Source organism: Sedimenticola selenatireducens (genome assembly GCF_963675335.2).
GTDB lineage: Bacteria > Pseudomonadota > Gammaproteobacteria > Chromatiales > Chromatiaceae > Sedimenticola > Sedimenticola selenatireducens.
On sequence record NZ_CAXXYC010000001.1, the window covers coordinates 226,802 to 247,769 of the forward strand.

Annotated in this window: 24 protein-coding genes; 8 read left to right on the forward strand and 16 right to left on the reverse strand. The window is 57.7% G+C overall.

Features of this window, described 5'->3' with window-relative positions; all coding sequences use genetic code 11:
* Positions 1–77 precede the first annotated feature (77 nt).
* The 7 genes from ACHZBF_RS01125 to ACHZBF_RS01155 form a co-directional block, all read right to left on the reverse strand.
* Entirely contained in the window at positions 78–263 is a 186-nt protein-coding gene (locus ACHZBF_RS01125) for a hypothetical protein (RefSeq protein ID WP_029133391.1), read from the reverse strand.
* A gap of 1 nt (position 264) precedes the next feature.
* On the reverse strand, positions 265–711 hold the full coding sequence (locus tag ACHZBF_RS01130; RefSeq protein ID WP_321527436.1) for a DUF4426 domain-containing protein: 447 nt from the start codon (positions 709–711) through the stop codon (positions 265–267).
* A gap of 120 nt (positions 712–831) precedes the next feature.
* The gene (locus ACHZBF_RS01135; protein WP_321527437.1) at positions 832–2,814 is read right to left on the reverse strand and encodes a dynamin family protein; all 1,983 of its coding nucleotides are present in this window, start codon (positions 2,812–2,814) and stop codon (positions 832–834) included.
* Between the two features lie 118 nt (positions 2,815–2,932).
* Positions 2,933–3,223, reverse strand: coding sequence for a DUF167 family protein (locus ACHZBF_RS01140; RefSeq protein ID WP_029133389.1), 291 nt, complete (start codon positions 3,221–3,223; stop codon positions 2,933–2,935).
* A gap of 18 nt (positions 3,224–3,241) precedes the next feature.
* Positions 3,242–3,820 carry a YggT family protein gene (locus ACHZBF_RS01145; protein WP_288105885.1) on the reverse strand — a complete coding sequence of 193 codons (579 nt, stop codon included), beginning with the start codon at positions 3,818–3,820 and terminating at the stop codon, positions 3,242–3,244.
* Positions 3,820–4,647: a pyrroline-5-carboxylate reductase gene (gene proC / locus ACHZBF_RS01150; protein WP_273438756.1), complete on the reverse strand. Its 828-nt coding sequence runs from the start codon at positions 4,645–4,647 to the stop codon at positions 3,820–3,822. Before proC ends, ACHZBF_RS01145 begins: the two co-directional genes overlap by 1 nt.
* Positions 4,648–4,725: 78 nt before the next feature.
* Positions 4,726–5,424: a YggS family pyridoxal phosphate-dependent enzyme gene (locus tag ACHZBF_RS01155; protein WP_321527438.1), complete on the reverse strand. Its 699-nt coding sequence runs from the start codon at positions 5,422–5,424 to the stop codon at positions 4,726–4,728.
* A gap of 189 nt (positions 5,425–5,613) precedes the next feature.
* Between ACHZBF_RS01155 and ACHZBF_RS01160 the strand changes: the two genes are divergently transcribed.
* Together ACHZBF_RS01160 and ACHZBF_RS01165 are read left to right on the forward strand one after the other, a co-directional pair.
* A complete protein-coding gene (locus ACHZBF_RS01160) occupies positions 5,614–6,654 on the forward strand; it encodes a type IV pilus twitching motility protein PilT (RefSeq protein WP_029133385.1) in 1,041 nt (346 codons plus the stop codon).
* Positions 6,655–6,668: 14 nt separating this feature from the next.
* Entirely contained in the window at positions 6,669–7,826 is a 1,158-nt protein-coding gene (locus ACHZBF_RS01165; RefSeq protein WP_394707539.1) for a PilT/PilU family type 4a pilus ATPase, read from the forward strand.
* Between the two features lie 147 nt (positions 7,827–7,973).
* On the opposite strand, the gene ACHZBF_RS01170 is transcribed toward ACHZBF_RS01165, so the two are convergent.
* The 9 genes from ACHZBF_RS01170 to gshB all read right to left on the reverse strand — a co-directional run bounded on the left by ACHZBF_RS01170 (position 7,974) and on the right by gshB (position 15,741).
* Positions 7,974–8,855: a dihydroorotate dehydrogenase electron transfer subunit gene (locus ACHZBF_RS01170; protein ID WP_321527439.1), complete on the reverse strand. Its 882-nt coding sequence runs from the start codon at positions 8,853–8,855 to the stop codon at positions 7,974–7,976.
* Between the two features lie 8 nt (positions 8,856–8,863).
* Positions 8,864–10,168, reverse strand: coding sequence for a dihydroorotase (locus ACHZBF_RS01175; RefSeq protein WP_029133382.1), 1,305 nt, complete (start codon positions 10,166–10,168; stop codon positions 8,864–8,866).
* Positions 10,165–11,142 (reverse strand): aspartate carbamoyltransferase catalytic subunit, encoded by a 978-nt coding sequence (locus tag ACHZBF_RS01180; RefSeq protein ID WP_321527440.1) that lies wholly within the window; start codon positions 11,140–11,142, stop codon positions 10,165–10,167. Before ACHZBF_RS01180 ends, ACHZBF_RS01175 begins: the two co-directional genes overlap by 4 nt.
* Positions 11,139–11,663 (reverse strand): bifunctional pyr operon transcriptional regulator/uracil phosphoribosyltransferase PyrR, encoded by a 525-nt coding sequence (gene pyrR, locus ACHZBF_RS01185; protein ID WP_273438923.1) that lies wholly within the window; start codon positions 11,661–11,663, stop codon positions 11,139–11,141. The genes ACHZBF_RS01180 and pyrR overlap by 4 nt, the downstream gene beginning before the upstream one ends.
* A gap of 7 nt (positions 11,664–11,670) precedes the next feature.
* Complete coding sequence (gene ruvX, locus ACHZBF_RS01190; protein WP_029133379.1) at positions 11,671–12,072, reverse strand: Holliday junction resolvase RuvX; 402 nt, start codon at positions 12,070–12,072, stop codon at positions 11,671–11,673.
* A 138-nt stretch (positions 12,073–12,210) separates the two neighbouring features.
* On the reverse strand, positions 12,211–12,774 hold the full coding sequence (locus ACHZBF_RS01195; protein ID WP_029133378.1) for a YqgE/AlgH family protein: 564 nt from the start codon (positions 12,772–12,774) through the stop codon (positions 12,211–12,213).
* A 50-nt stretch (positions 12,775–12,824) separates the two neighbouring features.
* Positions 12,825–13,724 carry an energy transducer TonB gene (locus ACHZBF_RS01200; RefSeq protein ID WP_321527441.1) on the reverse strand — a complete coding sequence of 300 codons (900 nt, stop codon included), beginning with the start codon at positions 13,722–13,724 and terminating at the stop codon, positions 12,825–12,827.
* A gap of 14 nt (positions 13,725–13,738) precedes the next feature.
* Entirely contained in the window at positions 13,739–14,794 is a 1,056-nt protein-coding gene (locus ACHZBF_RS01205; protein WP_321527442.1) for an FAD:protein FMN transferase, read from the reverse strand.
* Complete coding sequence (gshB, locus tag ACHZBF_RS01210) at positions 14,791–15,741, reverse strand: glutathione synthase (RefSeq protein ID WP_029133375.1); 951 nt, start codon at positions 15,739–15,741, stop codon at positions 14,791–14,793. Before gshB ends, ACHZBF_RS01205 begins: the two co-directional genes overlap by 4 nt.
* Before the next feature lie 267 nt (positions 15,742–16,008).
* On the opposite strand from gshB, the gene ACHZBF_RS01215 reads away from it, so the two are divergent.
* From ACHZBF_RS01215 to ACHZBF_RS01240, 6 genes are all read left to right on the forward strand, one after another.
* Entirely contained in the window at positions 16,009–16,383 is a 375-nt protein-coding gene (locus tag ACHZBF_RS01215; RefSeq protein ID WP_157606782.1) for a hypothetical protein, read from the forward strand.
* A 119-nt stretch (positions 16,384–16,502) separates the two neighbouring features.
* Positions 16,503–17,231: a rhodanese-like domain-containing protein gene (locus ACHZBF_RS01220; protein WP_029133373.1), complete on the forward strand. Its 729-nt coding sequence runs from the start codon at positions 16,503–16,505 to the stop codon at positions 17,229–17,231.
* Positions 17,232–17,340: 109 nt separating this feature from the next.
* Positions 17,341–17,736: a twitching motility response regulator PilG gene (gene pilG / locus ACHZBF_RS01225; RefSeq protein WP_029133372.1), complete on the forward strand. Its 396-nt coding sequence runs from the start codon at positions 17,341–17,343 to the stop codon at positions 17,734–17,736.
* Positions 17,737–17,784: 48 nt separating this feature from the next.
* A complete protein-coding gene (locus ACHZBF_RS01230) occupies positions 17,785–18,207 on the forward strand; it encodes a response regulator (RefSeq protein WP_051302160.1) in 423 nt (140 codons plus the stop codon).
* 10 nt (positions 18,208–18,217) lie between these two features.
* Positions 18,218–18,760, forward strand: coding sequence for a chemotaxis protein CheW (locus ACHZBF_RS01235; protein WP_029133370.1), 543 nt, complete (start codon positions 18,218–18,220; stop codon positions 18,758–18,760).
* Positions 18,761–18,878: 118 nt separating this feature from the next.
* Positions 18,879–20,933, forward strand: a complete 2,055-nt coding sequence (locus tag ACHZBF_RS01240; protein ID WP_037375138.1) for a methyl-accepting chemotaxis protein — start codon at positions 18,879–18,881, stop codon at positions 20,931–20,933.
* Positions 20,934–20,968: the final 35 nt, after the last annotated feature.

The window sequence follows — 20,968 nt, forward strand, 5'->3', positions numbered from 1 at the left end:
CCTTGCCCGGATTGTCCAAGCCTCTTGCTGCCGGAGCGTGCCGGTTACAGTCTGGTCGGGCAGATCCTCTGCTGGGCTTATTCCGCCCGGTTGCGGACGATGCCGCAACGATTGCAGCGGTAGCGACTGACCAGCCGGCCCTGCTTGACATCGAATACCTGGGACTGATCAAGTGTCCATTTGTGGTGGCCGTTGCGGCAAAGTGTATTGCCCTTGTGGCGTTCGCTGGCGCGGATCTTTTTGAACGGGAGTATGTTGCCCATTTCAGTCGATGTAGAAATCCTGGGACAAGGTGGCGTCGATCGGGCGTGAGCTGCCTTCAGGGGTCACTTCAAGCATGAAATTCAAGGTCTCCCCGTCGACGATGGGAAAATCCCCGATGTAGTAGATGGCATCCGCCTCGCGGATCTCCCGGAGGTCTATGCCATGGCGCCTGCCGATCAGATTCAATGCGTAGGCCGACACCTTGGCCGTCACCGGCTGACCGGTCGTGCCCGGGACATCCCGGATTACGCTGATATTCAGCAGCCCACGGTACTTGCTGCGCACAATCCGGTAATTGCTTGCCACCTCGGGGCTCAGCAGCGCCGTTGGAATGGCGTTGTGATGGATGGTGTAACCGTTGGCCCGGGTACTGTTTTCGGCAGCCACCAATGTGGCGGTAAGCAGCAGTAGCAGGGTGACGGCAATCGTGGAAATCCGAACTTGCATGGTGCTGCCTCTCTTCTGGGTCCATCGGTGTGAGGGGTAACTCATTCTGTCTTAAAGGATAGCGCTAAAGCGCCTTTATGAAAATGCGCTGCTGGCAGCAGTTGATTCTGGCGGACTGGCTCAACTGGCGGTTTTTCTGGTCGATACCAGTTTGGGTTTCGGTCGCGCCTCTTCCGCCAGCGGATAGCTGGTATTCAACGTATTGTGGATATTTCGTAAAATGGTCAGCTGCTTAGCCACTGCATTGTGCTGATTCTTCAGTTCAGTCACCCTGGAGTCCAGGGTGTCCCGGGAGCGGCTGATCTTCTGCAGGTCCAGCAGGCGGCGTTCCATCTGCTCCTTGTGCTCGCGGATCTGGAAGGTGAGGGGTTCCAGGGCGGTGCTGAGCCAGCTGTCCACTTCCTGTCGGGCCTGGAAGAAGATATCCTTGGCCCGACTCACCATGGCAACAAAAAATCGCTTTACCACGAAATGTTTTTCGGTCATGGCGGTAACCGGGCTCTTGCGGAAAATCTCCGCCTCCTGATAGAGCATCTCAAGCTCAACCCGGTAACGCATGATGGAGAACATCTTCGGCTGCACCACGGAGAAGCCGTGCTCATTCTGAAACCGCCGATAGATACTGCGGATCAGCTTGCGCGCCTGCTCGCTCTGGTCCACCACCACCTGCATGTCGCTGCGCATGTCGTCGAACAGGGTGCGCATGCTCGATTTGAGGCCGAGAGTGGTCCAGTTATCGGCCATGGTGTTGTGGGTGGCGGTGATAGAACGCTCCAGTTTTTTCAGATCCAGGGCGTCCCGCAGGGTGGTGGCCTGCTCTTTCAGGATTTTGCGGCTGGCCTGGAAGCTGTTGACGTTGCGCATGTAGTCCGCCTGTTCGGCGCGGGTTTTGGTCATCATGTGTTCGATCACTTCCTGACTTTTGCCGCTGAGCTGGCGCAGTTCATCCAGTTGTGCCTGGATGCCGTTCAGTTTGGTGGCGACAATGCCGCGGGTGTTTTCGACCATCTGGCTGATTTCGGCCGTCACCGTATCCTTGATGATCTCCTGGCGTGAGTCGAGGATATCGTTTGACAGGTAGTGCTCCAGATTCAGCAGGCGACTCTGCTCCATTAACTTGTCGTCACCCTTGATCTTACCCAGCAGGCCCTTGTGGGCAGAGACCGGGAATATCGCCTTGCGGTTGACCCCAAGTATCTGGGCGGTGTGATTGCGCTGGCGGCTGATGGCGTCATTGATACTCGTCTCATCCTGTAGTTCATCCCAGAGCGTGTCGATCTTGTTCAGCACCACAATCAGGCCGCGCTGGCGACTGCGTTGAAAGCCCTTGATATGGTTCTGCCACATCTCCAGATCACTGCGGGTGACGCCGGCATCGGCGGCCAGTACGAACAGCACCGCCTGGGCGGAGGGGAGCATCTTCAGGGTCAGTTCCGGCTCGCTGCCCAGGGCATTGAGTCCCGGGGTGTCGAGGATGGTCAACCCCTGTTTCAACAAGGGATGGGGGAAGCTGATCATGGCATGACGCCACTTGGGTATCTCGACGAAATCGGGTGGCCGGCTCTGATTGGGGTGCTGCTGGGGGTCATACATGCCCAGACGAACCGCCTCGGCCAAAGTGACCTTGCGGGTCTTGACCACCTCCTGCAGGCAATCTTCGACCTGATCCGCCGAGTCCAGGTTCAGCGGATAGGTCACCCAGAGCGCCGGTTTACGCTTCAAATCGCGAATGCTGGTGTCCTGCAGACGGGTTTCAATCGGCAACAGCCGGACGTAGGATTGGTCGGCCTGCTGGTCATAGAACAGCTCGGTTGGGCACATGGTGGTGCGGCCGGCGGTGGAGGGGAGCAGGCGACGGCCAAAGTCTGAGAAAAAAATAGCGTTGATCAGCTCGGTCTTGCCGCGGGAAAACTCGGCCACGAAGGCGATGGTCAGGCGATCGCTATAGAGCGATGCCAGGCACTCCCGGATGCGTTTTTCACTCTCATCCGTCGCCAGGCGATGTTTGCTCAACCAGCTGTAGTAGAGCTTGACCGTACGAATAATATCCGCTTTCCATTGCTCGTAGGCCTTCAACTGTGTTTCCAGTCGCGATCGCTCCACAGGACGCTCCTTCTGTTTTTATTGGCCGATCTTACTACAGGGTTGGCTGAAGTTTCGAGAAATTATAGGTAGTTTCACGGCTACTGCGTTGAAAATTCAAATAAACCGCAGGTGTTTTTTATGGTTTTGTGAGGGAGATTGGGAATTTGCGCGGCCCCTGGATGCGGAATCCCTTGTTTTTGCAGCTGTCACCACTGATCAGGCTAACCTGCTCCCGGCTGACCCCGAAGGCCTTGGCGAGGAAACGCAACAGGTGCTCGTTGGCCTTGCCCTCCACGGGTGGAGCAGTGATGCGCACCTTGTACTGGTCACCGTAAGGGCCGACAAACTGATCTCTCCCCGCCCTGGGCTGCACCCGCAGGCGAAGCAGCAGGTCATCCCCCTCCCAGCGATACCAGTCAGCGCTCAAGATGGCCATCGTCCCCGGTCAAAGGAGCAGGCCCGCGGTTAACATCTGCAATGGAGGGATCAGCAGCATTTTCAATAGTTGCAGCCCCACCAGTACCGCCATGGGAGAGAGGTCGATGCCGCCAATGGGCGGGATCAGGCGCTGGGCCGGTCTCAGCAGGGGTGCCGTGATGCTCTGGATCAGGTCAGTGGCAGGGCTGTAGCTGCCCGGATTGACCCAGCTCAGGATCACCTGGATCAGAATGGCAATCAGGAAGAAGTTAATAGCCAGACTGATCAGCTCAGGTATGGCGATGGCCATGGCGGCGAGGGGTTGGACCCCCGTTCCCGAGACCAGCATGATCAGGATCAGTTCCAGGGTCTTGAGCAGGATCATCAGCACGATCGAGGCGATGTCGATACCGCCCATCCCGGGGATGACCCGACGCAGTGGACGCAACAGCGGCGTGGTCATCTTGACCGTGAACTGGGAGATCGGATTGTAAAAGTTGGCCCGCACCAGTTGCAGGATGAAGCGCAGCATCACCACCAGAATCATCAGGTCGAAGATGACCTGGATCAGGAACGCCAGCGGATCGGTCAGGTAATTGCTGCCCATCAGTGATTCCCCAACATCTCTGACAGCTCCCGGGAGCGTTCACAGGCACCGCTGATGGCGTCTTCGAACAGGGTCCTGAGATTGCCCTGTTCCAGAATCGACAGGGCCCGCTCGGTGGTGCCGCCCGGCGAGGTGACCTTCTGTCTCAGGGTTGCCGGGCCGTCGCTGCTTTCGATGGCCATGCGCGCCGCACCGAGGGCGGTCTGGATGGTGAGCAGGCGGGCCGTATCGGCGGGCAGGCCGTTGCTGATGGCGGCTGCCTCCATCGCCTCCATGACCAGGAAAAAGTAGGCGGGGCCACTGCCGGAGAGGGCGGTGGCGATATCCATCAAGGCTTCGTTGTCGACCCAGCGGGTCAGCCCTACAGCGCGCAGAATGGATTCCGCCAGGTCCCGTTGTGCCTCTGATACGCCACGGCCGGCATGCAGCACGGTGGCGCCGGCCTGCAGCATGGCGGGTGTGTTGGGCATGGTGCGTACCAGGGCGATATTGCCGCCCAGCCATGCCTGCATGTCCGCCTCCCGGATGCCTGCAGCGATCGATACCAGCAAGGGCTGCCGTTGCTGCACGACTTGCCGGATTTCATCGCATATCCGCTCCAGTACCTGGGGCTTTACCGCCAGTACCACCACATCCGCCTGCTGGATGGCGGTGCTGTTGTCCGTCGCTGACTGGATGCCGAAGCGCGCCGAGAGATCGGCCAGCTTGCCACTGTCAGGGTCGCTGGCAATGATTCTTTTCGGGGCGTAGCCATCGGCGACCAGGCCGCCGATCAGGCTGGTGGCCATATTGCCGGCGCCGATAAATGTGATGGTCTTGCTGCTCATGTCAGTCATCGTAGTTGGTTGTTGTGGTTGATTTGACCCTATATCCTAGCGCATTCGGATCGGCTGATATATGCCGGATCATGACTGGGCGGGATAGTGTCTCGGGCCAAAGATGGCGGTGCCGATACGTACCATGGTCGAGCCTTCCGCAATGGCCGCCTCAAGATCATCCGTCATCCCCATGGAGAGCATGGTGAGCGGTAATTCAGCGCTGGCCAGTTCATCCCTGAGCTCCCTCAGTTGCCTGAATGGCTTCCGTTGGGCCTCAAGCTGATCTGAAGGTGCCGGAAGGGTCATCAGTCCCTGCAGCGAGAGCCTGGGGTAGTGGTGCATCGCTTTAACCAGTTCTCGCGCCTCATCTGGCCGGATGCCTGCCTTGCTCTCTTCTTCGTCTATCTTGATCTGCAGACAGATTTTAAGAGGAGCCAACGACCCCGGACGCTGGTCATTCAGGCGTCTCAGCTGTTTGGCACTGTCGATACTGTGAACCCAGTCGAAGTTTTCCGCTATGGCTCGTGTCTTGTTTCCCTGTATCCTGCCGATAAAGTGCCACTCGAGAGCCAGATTGCCGAGCTGTTCGATTTTGTCGAGGGCCTCCTGGATATAGCTCTCGCCAAACCGGTGTTGCCCGGCCTCGACGGCCTGGAGAATATCTTCCACAGGGCGGGTTTTACTAACAGCCAGCAGTTGCACCGTACCGGCGTCGCGATGGTACTTCTGTTCAGCCTGTTGGATCTGCTGTCTGACGGATTCGAGCCGGGATTGGATAGAGGGCATGATCTTGATAGGCCTGTGTGTCTATAATGGGTTGGTAATGGGGTGCGGTTGCAGCTTGGATATTAAAACAAATAAATACCAGTTTCCCCAATAGCGGCCGCTAATCCGTAAACGGCAGGCACAACCGGGGCAGTGGGGATAGTGTCACGGCGTGCCATACAGATAACAAAATAACGGGAGAAGTGTTGTATGGATATTGCTGAGCTTCTTGCCTTCAGCGTCAAGCATGAGGCTTCGGACTTACATATTTCGGCGGGATTGCCACCCATGATTCGGGTGGACGGGGATATTCGCCGGATTAATGTACCGGCACTGGACCACAAGATCGTTCATGGTCTGGTCTATGACATCATGAACGACAAGCAACGGAAAGATTACGAGGAGTTTCTGGAAACGGACTTCTCCTTCGAGATACCGGGTCTTGCCCGTTTTCGTGTCAATGCCTTCAATCAGGATCGCGGTGCTTCCGCGGTTTTCCGTACCATTCCGTCGAAGGTGCTGACGCTGGAAGATCTGGGTTGTCCGGAAACTTTCAAGGATATTGTCAATGTGCCACGCGGGCTGGTGCTGGTGACCGGGCCCACCGGTTCGGGTAAATCCACCACGCTGGCGGCGATGATGGATTACAAGAACGACAATGAGTATGCCCATATCCTCACCATCGAGGATCCAATCGAGTTTGTACACACCAGCAAGAAGTGCCTGATCAACCAGCGTGAAGTGCACCGGGATACCCTGGGTTTTTCCGAGGCGTTGCGTTCGGCACTGCGTGAGGACCCGGATATTATTCTGGTCGGTGAGCTGCGTGACCTGGAGACCATCCGGTTGGCGTTGACGGCGGCCGAGACCGGACACCTGGTGTTCGGTACCCTGCATACCAGTTCGGCGGCCAAGACCATCGATCGTATTATCGATGTGTTCCCGGCCGGGGAGAAATCGATGGTCCGCTCCATGCTGTCGGAATCGCTGCGATCAGTGATCGCCCAGACCCTGCTGAAGAAGGTAGGGGGTGGCCGTACCGCCGCCTGGGAGATCATGGTCGGTACGCCGGCGATCCGCAACCTGATCCGCGAGGACAAGGTGGCGCAGATGTACTCGGCGATCCAGACCGGACAGGCCCATGGCATGCAGACGCTGGATCAGCATCTGCAGGAGCTGGTGAAGAAGGGAATGATCAGTCGGCTGGATGCACGTTCCAAGGCGATGAACAAAGAGATATTCAGTAGTTAATGCATGCGTGAATCATGGAGCCGGTGGAAATCGGTAGCGAGGATAAAGTGGACTTTAATGCAATCTTGAATCTGATGGCCCAGAAAAAGGCCTCCGACCTCTTTATTACCGCGGGCATGCCGCCCTGCATCAAGGTCAATGGCCGAATCATGCCGGTGGCCAAGACCAAGTTCAGCGATGAGCAGTCCAGGGAACTGGTGATGAGCATCATGTCACCGGCCCAGCGGGAAGAGTTTAACCAGACCAATGAGTGTAACTTTGCGGTCAGCTCCAAGGGGGCGGGACGGTTCAGGGTCAGTGCCTTCGTGCAGCGGGATGCCGTCGGCATGGTGCTGCGGCGTATCGAGACCCGTATCCCGGAGATCCATGATCTGCTGTTGCCCCCCATATTGAAGGAGCTGGCAATGGCCAAGCGGGGGATTGTGTTCTTTGTCGGTGCCACGGGAACGGGCAAGTCCACCTCGCTGGCGTCCCTGGTGGGATACCGGAATCGCAACAGTTCAGGCCATGTCATCACCATTGAGGACCCGATCGAGTTTATCCACAATCATGACGGCTGCATCATTACCCAGCGCGAGGTGGGTATAGATACAGAGTCCTATGAAGTGGCGCTGAAGAACACCCTGCGTCAGGCGCCGGACGTGATCCTGATTGGTGAGATCCGCACCAGGGAAACCATGGAGCATGCGATTGCATTCGCGGAAACCGGCCACCTGGTGCTCTCCACGCTGCATGCCAACAATGCCAACCAGGCACTGGACCGGATGATCAATTTCTTCCCGGAAGATCGCCGTGACCAGGTGTTCATGGACCTCTCGCTGAATCTGCGGGCGGTTATCGCCCAGCAGTTGATTCGCCGTCCGGATGGCAAGAGCCGCCGGCCGGTGGTGGAGATCCTGGTGAATACCCCCCTGGCATCCGACCTGATCCGCAAGGGTGAGGTGCACAAGCTGAAGGAACTGATGAAGCGCTCCACCGAGCAGGGGATGGTCACCTTCGATCAGGCGCTCTACAAGCTCTATACCGACGGCGAGATCACCTATGAAGATGCCATCCTGTATGCCGACTCGGCCAACGAGGTGCGTCTGATGATCAAGCTGGGAGGGGGTGATGCGGAGCGCCATGCGGCGAGGATGAATACGGTCTCACTGCTGGATGAGGAAGATATCTAGGGGTTCGTTCCTCACCCCAACCTACGAAACTGCGAGCGTCGGAACCCAACCTACGTCACCTTGAGATCCCGGGAGCCCCTCGTTCCCACGCTCCGCGTGGGAATGCATCGGGATGCGGGATCGGTTCCCGCCCGCTGTGGCCGGCTCTCAGGACGGAAACACCGCGCGCGCGTCGAACACCGGCCCATCCACGCAGACCCGCTTCATGGCAGGACCCTGGCCAGTCTGCACCTCTACTACGCAACCGGCGCAACCGCCCACGCCGCATGCCATGAACTCTTCCAGTGAGACCTGACAGGGGAGGCTGAATTCACCTGCCAGCCGCGCCACGCTCTCCAGCATCGGATGGGGCCCGCAGGAGAAGATCTCCACTTGGGCCAGTTCATCCGCAGGTAATGCCTGTAGCCAGTGACGCGCCAGATCGGTCACGTAGCCTTCGTGGCAGCCGGGGAAACCCTGCAGGCTGGCCAGCCGGCTCGGTATGTGCCAGTCATCCAGCAGCGGCATGCTGGCGATGACCCCGTCCGGCATCTCTGGCATCAGCAGGGCCGAAGGCTGGGGCTTGAAGGGGAAAGGCACCTCGGAGCCGAGGATCACCAGCGGTTTGAACTCGGCATTGCCCGCCAGTGCCTGCGCGATAAAAACCATCGGTGGCATGCCGACCCCGCCGCCGATCAGCAGCGGCCGGGAGCGCTCCGGATTGAACTTGAAAGGGACACCGATGGGGCCGAGAACGCTGATCCGCTCGCCCGGTTTGCGTCGGGCCAGCAGGCGGGTGCCTTCACCCACGGCCTTGTACAGGAATTCCACCCAGCCCTGCTCCGCCGAGGTGCGCATGATGGAAATCGGTCGGCGCAGCGGCCTGGAGTTGTCGCACTGGATATGGGCGAAACTGCCGGGAAGCGCCTTTTCAGCACAGCGGGGCGCCCGCAGGCGGAGAATGTATTGATCGCCTTCGAACGCCTGGTGGGAGATGATCTCCGCCTCTTCCAGGAAGATGGTGTCTCTGTGGGGTCTGCTGTCTGTCATGTGCTGGCTCAAGCCTGGGTTGTACTGTCGGAGTGGAAAACGATGCGCCCTTCAAACAGGGTATGGGTCACCTGGCCCTGGAACTCCCAGCCGATAAAGGGGGTGTTGCGTCCCGAGCTTGGCATCTCCTCCCGCTTGAGGACCCAGTGTCTGTGGGGATCAAATATACAGATGTCCGCGCTGCTGCCCGGCTGGAGCCTGCCATAGGGGAGGCCCAGCATATCCGCCGGACCGCAAGTGATGCGGGCAATCGCCTCGGAGAGGCCGAGTACCCCCTCATCCACCAGTTTAAGGGTCAGCGGCAGCAGGGTCTGCAAACCGGCCATGCCGGTGGCGGTGGAGGGAAAGGGCGCCTCCTTGGCGTCTGCTTTCAGCGGTTGGTGATCCGAGCAGATGGCGCCGATTACCCCCTTGGCAAGGGCTGCACGCAAGGCCTCCCGGTCTGCCAGGCTGCGCAGGGGCGGGTTCAGGTGACAGTTGCTGTCGAAGTCCTCGATATCCATCTCGGTCAGGTGTAACTGGTGGGCGGCCACATTGGCGGACACCTGCAGGCGTTGCTGTTGGGCCTGTTCGATCATGCGTGCCGCTGTGCCGCTGGAGAGCAGGTGGAAATGGATGCGACAGCCGGTGTGCTCGGCCAAGGCCAGATCCCTGGCCACCGCCACCGACTCGGCCGCTTCCGGGATGCCAGGTAAACCCAGGCGGGCGCTCACCGGTCCTTCGTGGGCATAGCCGTTGTTACGCAGATGACGGTCTTCCGGGCGCAGGATCGCTGTAATGCCAAAGGTGGCGGCATATTCCAGGGCGCGCCGTTCAACCAGAGTGTTGGCGAGCGGGGCGTAGCCGTTGCTCATGGCGACACAGCCGGCCCGTTTCAGGGCCACCATTTCGCTCAGGTGTTCGCCAGCCAGTTGCTGGGTCATAGCGCCGATCGGCAGCAGTCGCGCCCGCGCCGAGCGTTTGGCGCGGCGCAACAGCAGGGTGACAACCGCCGGTGTGTCAATAACCGGATCGGTGTCCGGTGGGCAGCAGAGGGTGGTGATGCCGGATCGGGCCGCCAGCGCGGTTTCGCTGGCGATGGTGGCGATATGTTCCTGACCGGGTTCGCGCATCCGGGCACTCAGGTCCACCAGGCCGGGACAGACAATCTGGCCGCTGGCATCAATGGTGTGGTGGGCGGTGAAGCCCTCGGGTGGCTCGCCAATGGCCAGGATTTTTCCATTGTGTATGAAAATGTCCGTGACGCTGTCGATACCGCTGGCTGGATCAATCAGGCGTCCGCCGAGAATAGAGGTGCTGTTGGGGGCGTTCATCGTGCCGCTGCTCCCTGGGCCTGGGTACCCATGGTCATGGACATCACCGCCATGCGCACGGCGATACCGAAACTCACCTGCTGGAGGATCACCGAGCGCGGCCCGTCGGCCACCTGGGAATCCATTTCCACACCCCGGTTGATGGGGCCTGGATGCATTACGATAGCGTCCGGCTTGGCCGCCTTGAGGCGCTTTTCGGTGAGTCCGTAGAGCTGGAAGTATTCATGCTCGCTGGGTAGCAGGGCGCCGGTCATGCGCTCTTTCTGCAGACGCAGCATGATCACCACATCCACATCCCGGATGCCCTCTTCCAGGTCATGGAAAATGTGCACCCCCAGGGTGCGGGGGTCGGGTGGCAGCAGGGTGCGCGGGGCAATCACCCGGACCTCGGATGTGCCCAGGGTGTTCAGGGCCAGGATCTGTGAGCGGGCCACCCGGGAGTGCAGCACATCCCCGACTATGGCCACCCGCAGTCCGGTGAACTCCCCTTTGTGGCGCCGGATTGTGAACATGTCCAGCATCGCTTGGGTGGGGTGTGCATGCTGGCCGTCGCCGGCGTTAATGACGCTGATATGAGGTGCGGCGTGGGTGGCGAAAAAGTGCGCGGCACCACTGTCTGAATGGCGGATCACGAACATGTCCACGTGCATCGCTTCGAGATTCCGCAGCGTATCCAGCAGGGTCTCGCCCTTGGTGGTGGAGGAGGTGCTGACATTGAGATTGAGCACATCCGCCGAGAGCCGCTTGGCCGCCACTTCGAAGGTGGTGCGGGTGCGGGTGCTGTTCTCGAAGAACAGGTTGCAGATGGTCTTGCCGCGCAGCAGCGGTACCTTCTTGACCACCCGTTCCGATACCCCGGTGAAGGATTCGGCGGTGTCGAGTATTTCGGTCAGCATCTCCCGCTTGAGGCCGTCAATCGTGAGGAAGTGTTTGAGTCTGCCGTGGCTGTCGAGTTGGATATTGGGCTTGCTCACGATGTTCCCCTGGTCTCCTGTTTCGAGGTGCCGATGATCAGCTTGAGCGGGTCCGGCCCGGTCAATGTTATCTGTTGTTCGCTGGTCAGGGGCGGCCGTACGCCCACCACGCTGGGCTGTATCGGCAGCTCTCGACCGCTGCGCTCCACCAGGGTGGCCAGGGTGATCGAGGCGGGGCGGCCGTAGTCGAAAATCTCGTTCATGGCGGCGCGGATGGTGCGGCCGGTCTGCAGCACATCATCCACCAGGATAATGTGGCGGTCCTCCAGCTCGAAGGGGATCTGTGACGGCTTGACCTTCGGGTTCATGCCGATACGGGTGAAATCATCCCGGTAGAATGAGATGTCCAGGGTGCCCAGCGGTTGTTTGATTCCCAGCAGTTTGTGCAGTCGCTCCGCCAGCCAGACGCCACCAGTGTGAATGCCGATCATGACCGGGTCCTTGATTTGCTGAACCTCAAGGCGGGTTTTGATGGCTTGTGTCATTTCGCCGATCAGCTCATCAATCGCTTCGGCCTGCATATAGATTTTATCGTCGTTCACTTAGCCAGGTTTCCAGTATCAGTTTTGCTGCAATAGCGTCCAGTTCTTCATATTTTTTTATCTTGCGCCCCAGTAACTGCCGGGCTACCTGTGAGGTAAGCCGCTCGTCCGCCATGTGCACAGGGAGCCGGTAACGACCTTCCAATTGCCGGGCAAAGCGGCGCGCCAGGGGCGCAATCTCGGTCTCTGTGTCATCCATGTCATACGGCAGGCCTACCACCAGTGCCTCCGGTAGCCAGTCGTCGATCAGTCTGCCGATCGCTGTCCAGTCAGGTTTTTGCTGGATGGCCCGCAGGGTCGTGAGTGGATTGGCGGTCCCGGTCTCGGTCTGGCCGACGGCAATGCCGATCTTGGCGGTGCCGTAGTCGAAGCCCAGTAGTGTACCCATTTTTTCGCGCTGGATCAGCGTGCAGTTCGGCAGGCGTCTGAATGACTGCCGAAAATTCCATGCGGCCCCGGAGATAGGGGATCAACTGCGGAGCGGGAATCCTGAACCGGGTGGGTCAGTTTGAAATCGGCCGGGTTCCTAGGCATGCCCGGCTTCACCCGACAGCAGGTTCAGGTCAATCCCGAGAGCTTTTGCGGCGGCTTCCCAGCGCGCCTCCGCCGGCAGATCAAACAGCACATTCTCCGGCGCCGGCCCGTTCAGCCAGGCGTTGGCACTCATCTCCTGTTCCAGTTGACCTACTCCCCAACCGGCGTAACCGAGAGCGATCAGGGACTTTTCCGGTCCCTTGCCCTTGGCGATGGCATCCAGGATGTCCCGAGAGGTGGTGATGCTGATGGTAGAGGTGATTTGCAGTGTTGAATCCCACTCGCCTCCGCTGGTGTGCAGCACGAAACCGCGGTCAGTCTGTACCGGCCCGCCTATATAGATCGGCTGTTCGGCAGATGGCAGGGCGCTGTCACTGATCTCAAGCTGTTCGAGAATGTCATTGAGGCGCAAACCGGAAGGTCGGTTGATGACTATACCCATGGCGCCCTCAAGTCCGTGCTGACAGAGATAGGTCACGGTATGGTGAAAATTGGCATCATCCAGCCCCGGCATAGCGATGAGAAACTGGTTGGTCAGGGATTCAGGGTTGCTCATGGCTATATAGTATCGGATGCGGGGGTGTGCTCCGCAACCACCAGCGGATACTATTTTGAAAAAAGTTGGTCGTTGTTGCGGAACTGCCAGGTACGGATGATATCGAGGATATCGGTCTCTTTTCTGATCTCGGCCGGAAAGGGGGCGAACGGGGCGGAGAGCTTGACAATGCGGATGGCCGCGTCATCCAGCAGCTTGTGCCCTGAGGATTTGCGCACATTGATTGCCCTGACGCTACCATCGGGGCGAATCGCCACGTGCAGTACCAGGTTGCCATACAGCTTGCGCCGTTTTGCCTCATCCGGATAGTTCAGGTTGCCGACCCGCTCCACCTTGCGTCGCCAGGCATCCAGGTAACTGGCATATTTGTACTCCTGGGTGCTTGCCATAAGGGTTTTGCGGCGCGGGCGCTTGGCGTAGGCCTTGGTTTTTTTGTCCAGTTCGGCGGTCAGCCGGGTGATCTCCTGGTTGGTGCTGGCCAGCAACTGTGCCGCGGTCACCTTTTTTGGTGTGGACGGCTTCGGCTGCTGCTTGGGTGTGGTTTCGATCCTCTGTTCGGTCGGCTGTTGCCGGGTAAGCACCTTCCTGGGTTTTTTTGCCGTTGTTTCGGGTGTCGGTGGTGATGTAGGTGCCGCCTGGACCTGCTCCCGCCGCTGGGGTGGTGTTGGAGGCGTTATCTCGGTTTTGGGACGTACCTTCTCGGTCTGGTCTCCGCCGCCCTCGTGGCTGGACTGGGCAAGAAAGTCTGCCTTCTCTATCGGCTTTTTTATCTCGGGTTTTTTGGGATTCTGCACCACCATGATCTCCAGGGTACGATCAGGTGTGGGGGGCTTTTTCGGTGTCTCCAGGGTGAAGCTGATGCCCAGAATGATGATGGCATGCAGGGTGACCGCCACGAACAACGTTAGTCCCAGTCGGTCTATCGAGGTGATTATGCCGGAACGCTTCATTATGCCTTGGCCGGTCAATGTCCGGGTTTCGTTGTGAGCGGGGGGCTCAGCTTGATGGTGTAGCTATTGTCGGTCAGTTCAACCCGTTCCTGCATCGCCGGATTCATGTGCAGGATGCCGTCCGAGTCGACCAGTAGTACATAGCCTATTCCCATGCGCTGGGCGATCTCATACCAGTTTGAGGGGCCGGCAATAAACAGGGCGGTAGCGGCCGCATCCGCCGTGGTGGCGTCATCATGGATCACGGTCACCGAGCGGGTGCCGATGGCAGGATAGCCGGTTCTGGGGTCGATGATGTGGTGATAGCGTTTGCCCTCCCAGGTGAAATTTCGCTCGTAGTCGCCCGAGGTGAAGATACTTTCACTCCCCTTTGTCTCTATAACGCCCAGCACCCCCTCACCGCTCGGGTGACGTATGGCGATGCGCCAGGGCTCGCCGTTCTTGTTGCCTATCGCCCGCAGGTCTCCGCCAGCATTAAGAATGGCGTTTTGAATGCCCAGCTCTTTCAGGTGCTCCATGGCGAGATCAATTCCATAGCCTTTCCCGAAGGCGCCAAAATCCAGTTTGACCGAGGGATTGTTGCTGCGCATCTGTATACCGTCCAGCTGCAGGTCGCTCATCTTTGGTGCGTCAGCCAGCATCCGGTCAATGGCTGCCTGTGGCGGAGGGCGATGTCCGTTCGGATCGTTGCTGTGAAAACCCCATAAATCGATCAATTGGCCAATGGCCGGATTGAACAGGCCATTGCTTTTGTCTGACAACCCGATGCCGCGTTTGATTAACGGCAGCACGGAAGGCGGCGCGGAAAAGGTCTCGCCGGTCTGAATCAGTCGATTGACCCGACCCAGCGGGCCCGGATCCCAGGCGTGCCAGGAGCGGTGCATGCGCTTGAAGTCATCTTCTATGATGTCGGTGGCGGCCTGGGCCTCCCGCTCAGGCAGTCCGGCGATAGAGATGTCCACCAGGGTGCCAAAGGCCAGGAATTTTCCCTTGTAGATCGGTGGGGGCGTGTCGCAGCCGGTCAGGAGTAGCAGTAATATCAGCCAGGCAACGGTTTTCAGACACTTCATGCAGCCAGTTTCTCTTCAATACGATCCATCAGTTGGGCGCTGATATTGAGTCCGAACTGGCTATCCAGTTCGCGGATACAGGTCGGGCTGGTGATGTTGATCTCGGTAAGATAATCACCGATTACATCCAGTCCTGCGAACAGTATGCCACGCTGCCTCAGGCTGGGGCCTACCTGAAGGGCAATCCAGCGATCCTGTTCTGACAGCGGAATACCCTGGCCGGTGCCGCCGGCCGCCAGATTGCCTCTGGTTTCACCCGGCTTGGGGATTCGCGCCAGGGCATAGGGAACCGGCTCGCCATCCACCATCAGAATGCGTTTGTCGCCCTGACTGATCTCGGGTACGAAGCGTTGCGCCATGCTGAGCCGTTTGCCGTGGCTGGTCAGGGTTTCGATAATCACATTGGCATTGGGATCTCCCTGGCGTATGCGGAAAATCGAGCTGCCGCCCATCCCGTCCAGTGGCTTGAGAATAATGTCTTTCTGCTGCTCCATGAAGCGAAGAATTCGTTCCCGATTGCTGGTGACCAGAGTAGGTGTGCAGCACTGGGGAAACCAGGCGGTAAACAGCTTCTCGTTACAGTCTCGCAGGCTGGCCGGGTGATTGACGATCAATACACCACGCTCTTCCGCTTTCTCCAGCAGATAAGTGGAGTAGATATAGTCCATGTCGAAAGGTGGGTCTTTGCGCATCAGGATGACATCAAGTTCATCCAGTGGGATGGTTTCATCACCTACAAAACGGAACCACTCCTGGGGATTCTCTTCAACCAGCAGAGTCCGGACCCGGGCACAGGCCCGGTCGTTGTCCAGATACAGATCCTGCTGCTCCATGTATCGCACCCCCCAGCCACGTCGCTGGGCTTCCAGCAGCATGGCAAAGGTGCTGTCTTTTTTTATGTTGATGGAATCAATCGGATCCATCACGACACCGAGAGTAATAGTCATTTTCCAATAATACCCGAGGACGGTCTGTTTGTCGGCGACCTTGTGGCAACTTTCCTTTTTCATGGTTGCAGTGGGGGTTATCTGTTGCTATTTTCTCTCAGGTTATGATCGTAATAAAGCGCCATGGCTAGAAAAAATCAGATTCATACAGGGACCCGATTATTACAATTACACCCAATGGAATGGGCGTTTGAGGGCAGTGAAAGGCTGTCAGGCGTGGGATTTTGAATCTCTAGTGTATGTGTGGTTTGGGAGGTGTGATGTGTTATGAGGATGTGGCAATTTCGTGGTGAAACAGGCCGGGTTGTCCCGACACTGCGCTGGTCCTGCCGGGTGATTTTCGGTTTTGTGATCTCGTTCTCAGTGAGTGCGGCCGGAGAAGATGATTATCTGAGCGCTCTTCAACAGGAGGCTGGCAAGGTTGACAAGCCTGCCGCAGGCGTGGCTTCCGCAGAGGTGGCGGGTGACCGACTTTCCCGTGAATCCTTTGAGAGTGAGTTGAAGGAAAAATATGCCGGCAGCGCTGTGTTTTACAGCAAGCTGGGACCTAGCAGCCAGGAAGAGATATATCAGGAGTATCAATCCGGCGCGACTATTTCTGAGCTGAGAAAAAAGATCATGGATCGTTTTCTGCATCGATGATGGCAAAAACAGAAAAAAAATATTCAGGTTAGACGATAACCGGACGATACAGCTGAAAGTAACAGTGAAGTTTCAATAATTAAGCTACGTCAGATAGCAGGTCTCAATGGGGGTAATGTATGAGGAAGTTAATGGTCTTTCTGGCCGTTTTTGCTGTCCTGTCGCTGGCGGCGGGGACGGGGTTTGGTGCCGAAGATGAAGTGAAGGTGGGCGCGGATGATGGCGCGATCATGCTCTACAAGGGAAAGCCCTATCTTCATGTGATTCACAAAGGTCGTTCGGTCAAGGTACAGCGGGTGCAGGACCCTGATTATGAACTGCGCGGCTACTACGCCAAGACCGCCCGGCCTTGCCCGCCGTTCTGCATCGGACCGATGGAAGTGGATCAGTCGGTCAAGACGATCGGTGAAATTGAAGTTTTTCACTTTATGGAGAATCAGTTGCGGGATGGTCTGGGACTCCTGATCGACGCCAGAACACCGGAGTGGTACGCCAAGGGTACCATTCCTGGATCGATCAATATTCCCTTTACAGATTTGAGTAAAGACGTCGAAGACATAGAAATGGTAGAGGCGCTATTGTTGTTCGGCGCCAAGCAGAGGGAGCCGGTCGGGGCGCTGACGCAGACACTGGAGCAGTGGGGTGTGCTGGACGCCGAACATATGACGGACAAGTGGGACTTCACCGACTGCAAGGAACTGGTGCTCTGGTGTAACGGTCCTGAATGCGGGCAATCACCCAGGGCAATTCGCGGCTTGCTGGCAGTGGGTTATCCGGCAGAAAAGATATATTACTATCGTGGTGGGATGCAGCTCTGGCAGTTGTGGGGACTGACCACGGTAAATTGAATGTGATCCCTGTTGGATGCGGATGGGTAAATATATCACCGCGGCCAACGGCAGGGACGGTGCTGTATCGTCCATACCAAGGGTTGTGCGAATCAAAGGAAGCTGGGTAATGAATGAAGATGTCGATATCTCCGGTCGGAAGGTGATGGTCATCGATGATAGCAAGACAATTCGCAGGACCGCCGAGAGCCTGCTGAAAAAAGCCGGGTGTGAGGTGTTCACCGCCAATGACGGTTTCGAGGCGCTTTCGGTAATCGCTGACACCAATCCGGATATCATCTTCGTGGATATCATGATGCCGCGGCTGGACGGCTATCAGACCTGTGCCCTTATCAAGCATAACAGTGAGTTCAAAAAGACCCCGGTCATCATGCTCTCCTCCAAGGATGGCCTGTTTGATCGTGCCCGGGGACGCATTGTCGGCTCCGAGGAGTATCTTACCAAACCGTTTACCAAAGATGAGCTACTGGGTGCCATTCGAAAACACATCGCCAGGGCCGCCTGATGAGCCGCTCCTGAGCCCGTATCCCAATAAAGCCGCAGAGATTAGATTATGAGAAGTTTTTTTAAGAAAAACAGTGCAGAACAATCCGGTGAAAATGCTGCTGTGGATGCAACCATTTTGATCGTCGATGATTCCCCAACGGAGACGCACATTCTTAAAGGGATTGTTGAGAGTGGCGGGTACAGGGTGATTACCGCCTCGGATGGCGAGTCGGGTGTTGCAGCAGCAAAAGAATCAAGACCTGATCTTGTGTTGATGGATGTTGTGATGCCGGGATTGAACGGTTTCCAGGCGACACGTCAGCTCAGCAAGTTGCCGGAGACCCAGGACATCCCGGTTATCGTGGTGACCACGAAGGATCAGGAGACTGATCGCGCTTGGGGATTGCGGCAGGGTGCCAAGGAGTATGTGGTAAAACCCGTGGCGGCAGAGGATCTGCTCGGTAAGATCAGGAACATTCTTGCCGGCTGATAAGAAGAATATGACGGAAACTACATCGGCCGATCTGCTGCAGCTGCTGCAGACTATCGAAAACAGAAGTCACCAGTATGCGGTGGGTCTGCCCAAGCACAAGATTCAGCAGTATTGGGAAGGTGTGCTGTTCAGTATTTCCGGTCTGGGTGTGATTGCGCCGCTCCAGGAGGTCAAGGAGATTCTCAACTATCCGGAGGAGCTGACCCAGGTGCCCGGTACACAGGCCTGGCTGCTTGGGATGGCAAATATTCGTGGAAATCTGCTGCCGATTATTGATCTTCAGCAGTTCCTGGGCGGGGCGCCCTTAGTGATCGGGCGGCGCAGCCGGGTGCTGGTCATCAATCACCAGGGAGTGTATTCCGGATTGTTGGTAGGGAATGTTCAGGGCATGCGTCACTTCCTTGAGGAGCAGCGCACCGGGGTTCCCATCCTGCCGGAGTATATTCGGCAGTTTGTCCAGGGTGCGTACCAGGTTGAGGACGCGGTCAGGCCGGTGTTCAGTATGAATCTGCTGGCGGAAAACACCGAGTTCAGGGTGGCTTCGCTATGAACCTGGTATCTGCGGATTCCAGGATGATTTTTTTCCAGGCGATTTCTGTGTGTGAACTTTTGTCTTTTGTGGCAACGGAAACCTTACAAGAACAAGCCTCTTGCGGGAGAGAGACTAAATGAATACCAGGGTTACCAGACGTACAGGTGGTGGAGCGGCCTCAAACAGGCTGGTGGTTGTGCTGTCAATCGGCTTGCTGGTCACGCTGCTAGTGACACTGCTGGCATTTGCCAATGTGGCAAAATGGGCGGCCAATGACGAAATCTACATTATCCGTTCTGAAGAGCAGCGCGTGGTCTCCCAGGAGATCGCCAAAAGCGCGCTCTCAGCGGCGGCTGGCAACAAGGCGGCTTTCGCTCAGTTGCGGGAAGCCCGGGACAAGTTCGAACGCATCATGTCGGAGTTGAAACAGGGCGACCCGGCGGTGAATTTGCCGCCCTCGCCTGAACCGGTCTCTGCGCAGTTGCGCGAAGTTGAAAACGCCTGGCTGGAGTTGCGCCAGAATGCTGATGACATCCTGTCAAACCGGGATGCCATTCTGTCGGTGCAGGAGTTTATCAGTGTGATTACCGAGTTCATGCCGCAGTTGCAGGAACTTTCCGAACAGGTGGTCAGCGATCTGGTGGCAACCAATGCGGACCCGGTACAGATATCCATTGCCTCCCGCCAATTGATGCTCTCTGAACGTATCGATAAAAACGTGAATAAGGTGTTGGCGGGCGGCCAGGCGACGGCGGCAGCCATCGACCAGTTCAGCCGTGACTCCGATCATCTGGGCCGGGTACTCGACGGCATGCTGGAGGGTAGTGAGTCGCTGGGCATTGCCAAGATCACCAACCCCGGGGTGGTACAGAAGCTGCGTGAAGCGGCGATGCTGTTCAGCTCAATCAATGATCACGCGGACGAGATCATCGAGACGGTTCCCGCAGTGCTGCCGGCGCTCGAGGCAGCCGGTCAGGTGACCTCGGTATCTGACCGGGTGAATGATGCAGCGCTACGGCTGGTAGAGGCCTACGGCGACAGCCCGGGGCTGATCAGTATCATGGGCGTCAAGGCGGGGCCGGTACTGATTGCGGTGCTGGGTGGTCTCTCCATTGCCATGCTCATCTCACTCGGTTATGTGCTGCTGCTGACCGCCCGTCGACGTGAGGTGGAAAGTAATCAGCTGAATGAGCGAAACCAGCAGGCTATTTTGCGACTGCTGGACGAGATGGGTGACCTGGCGGATGGTGACCTGACGGTGACGGCGACTGTGACCGAAGATGTGACCGGCGCCATCGCCGACTCCATCAACTACGCTATCGAGGCGCTGCGCAGCCTGGTAACCACCATTAACGAGATTTCCGAACAGGTATCCACGTCTGCGCAGGAGAGCCGTGCTACCGCCATGCACCTGGCGGAAGCGAGTGAACATCAAGCCGACCAGATCACCTCCGCAACTACCGCCATTAACAAGATGGCATCGACCATTGATCAGATGTCCCAGGAGGCAACCGAGTCGGCAACGGTGGCACAGCACTCGGTGGACATCGCCGCCAAGGGCAATGAGACGGTGCGGAAAACCATCAAGGGTATGGACACTATCCGCGAGCAGATCCAGGAGACTTCGAAACGAATCAAGCGGCTGGGTGAAAGTTCCCAGGAGATTGGCGATATCGTGGAACTGATTGATGACATTGCCGACCAGACCAACATCCTGGCCTTGAACGCGGCGATGCAGGCGGCGATGGCTGGCGAGGCCGGTCGTGGTTTCGCGGTGGTTGCGGACGAGGTACAGCGACTCGCGGAACGTTCCGGTAATGCAACCAAGCAGATTGAAGCGCTGGTGAAGACCATTCAGGCCGATACCAATGAGGCGGTCTCTTCCATGGAAGCGACCACTACCGAAGTGGTGACCGGTGCTCAACTGGCTGAGGATGCCGGTGAGGCGTTGAAGGAGATCGAGAGTGTTTCGAATCACATCTCCGAGCGTATTCAGCGCGTTGCCGATACCGCACAGACACAGTCGGAAGAAGCGGCCCGCGTGAATGATACCATGAGTGTTATCCAGGAAATCACCACCCAGGCATCGGATGGTACCAACCAGACGGCTGCGGCGATTGGAACCTTGGCGGATATGGCGGATGAACTGCAGCGATCGGTTGCCGGTTTCCGTCTCCCTGAATACAACTAACGGGCGCTTGTTTCAGATGGAAGGATTCAGTGGCA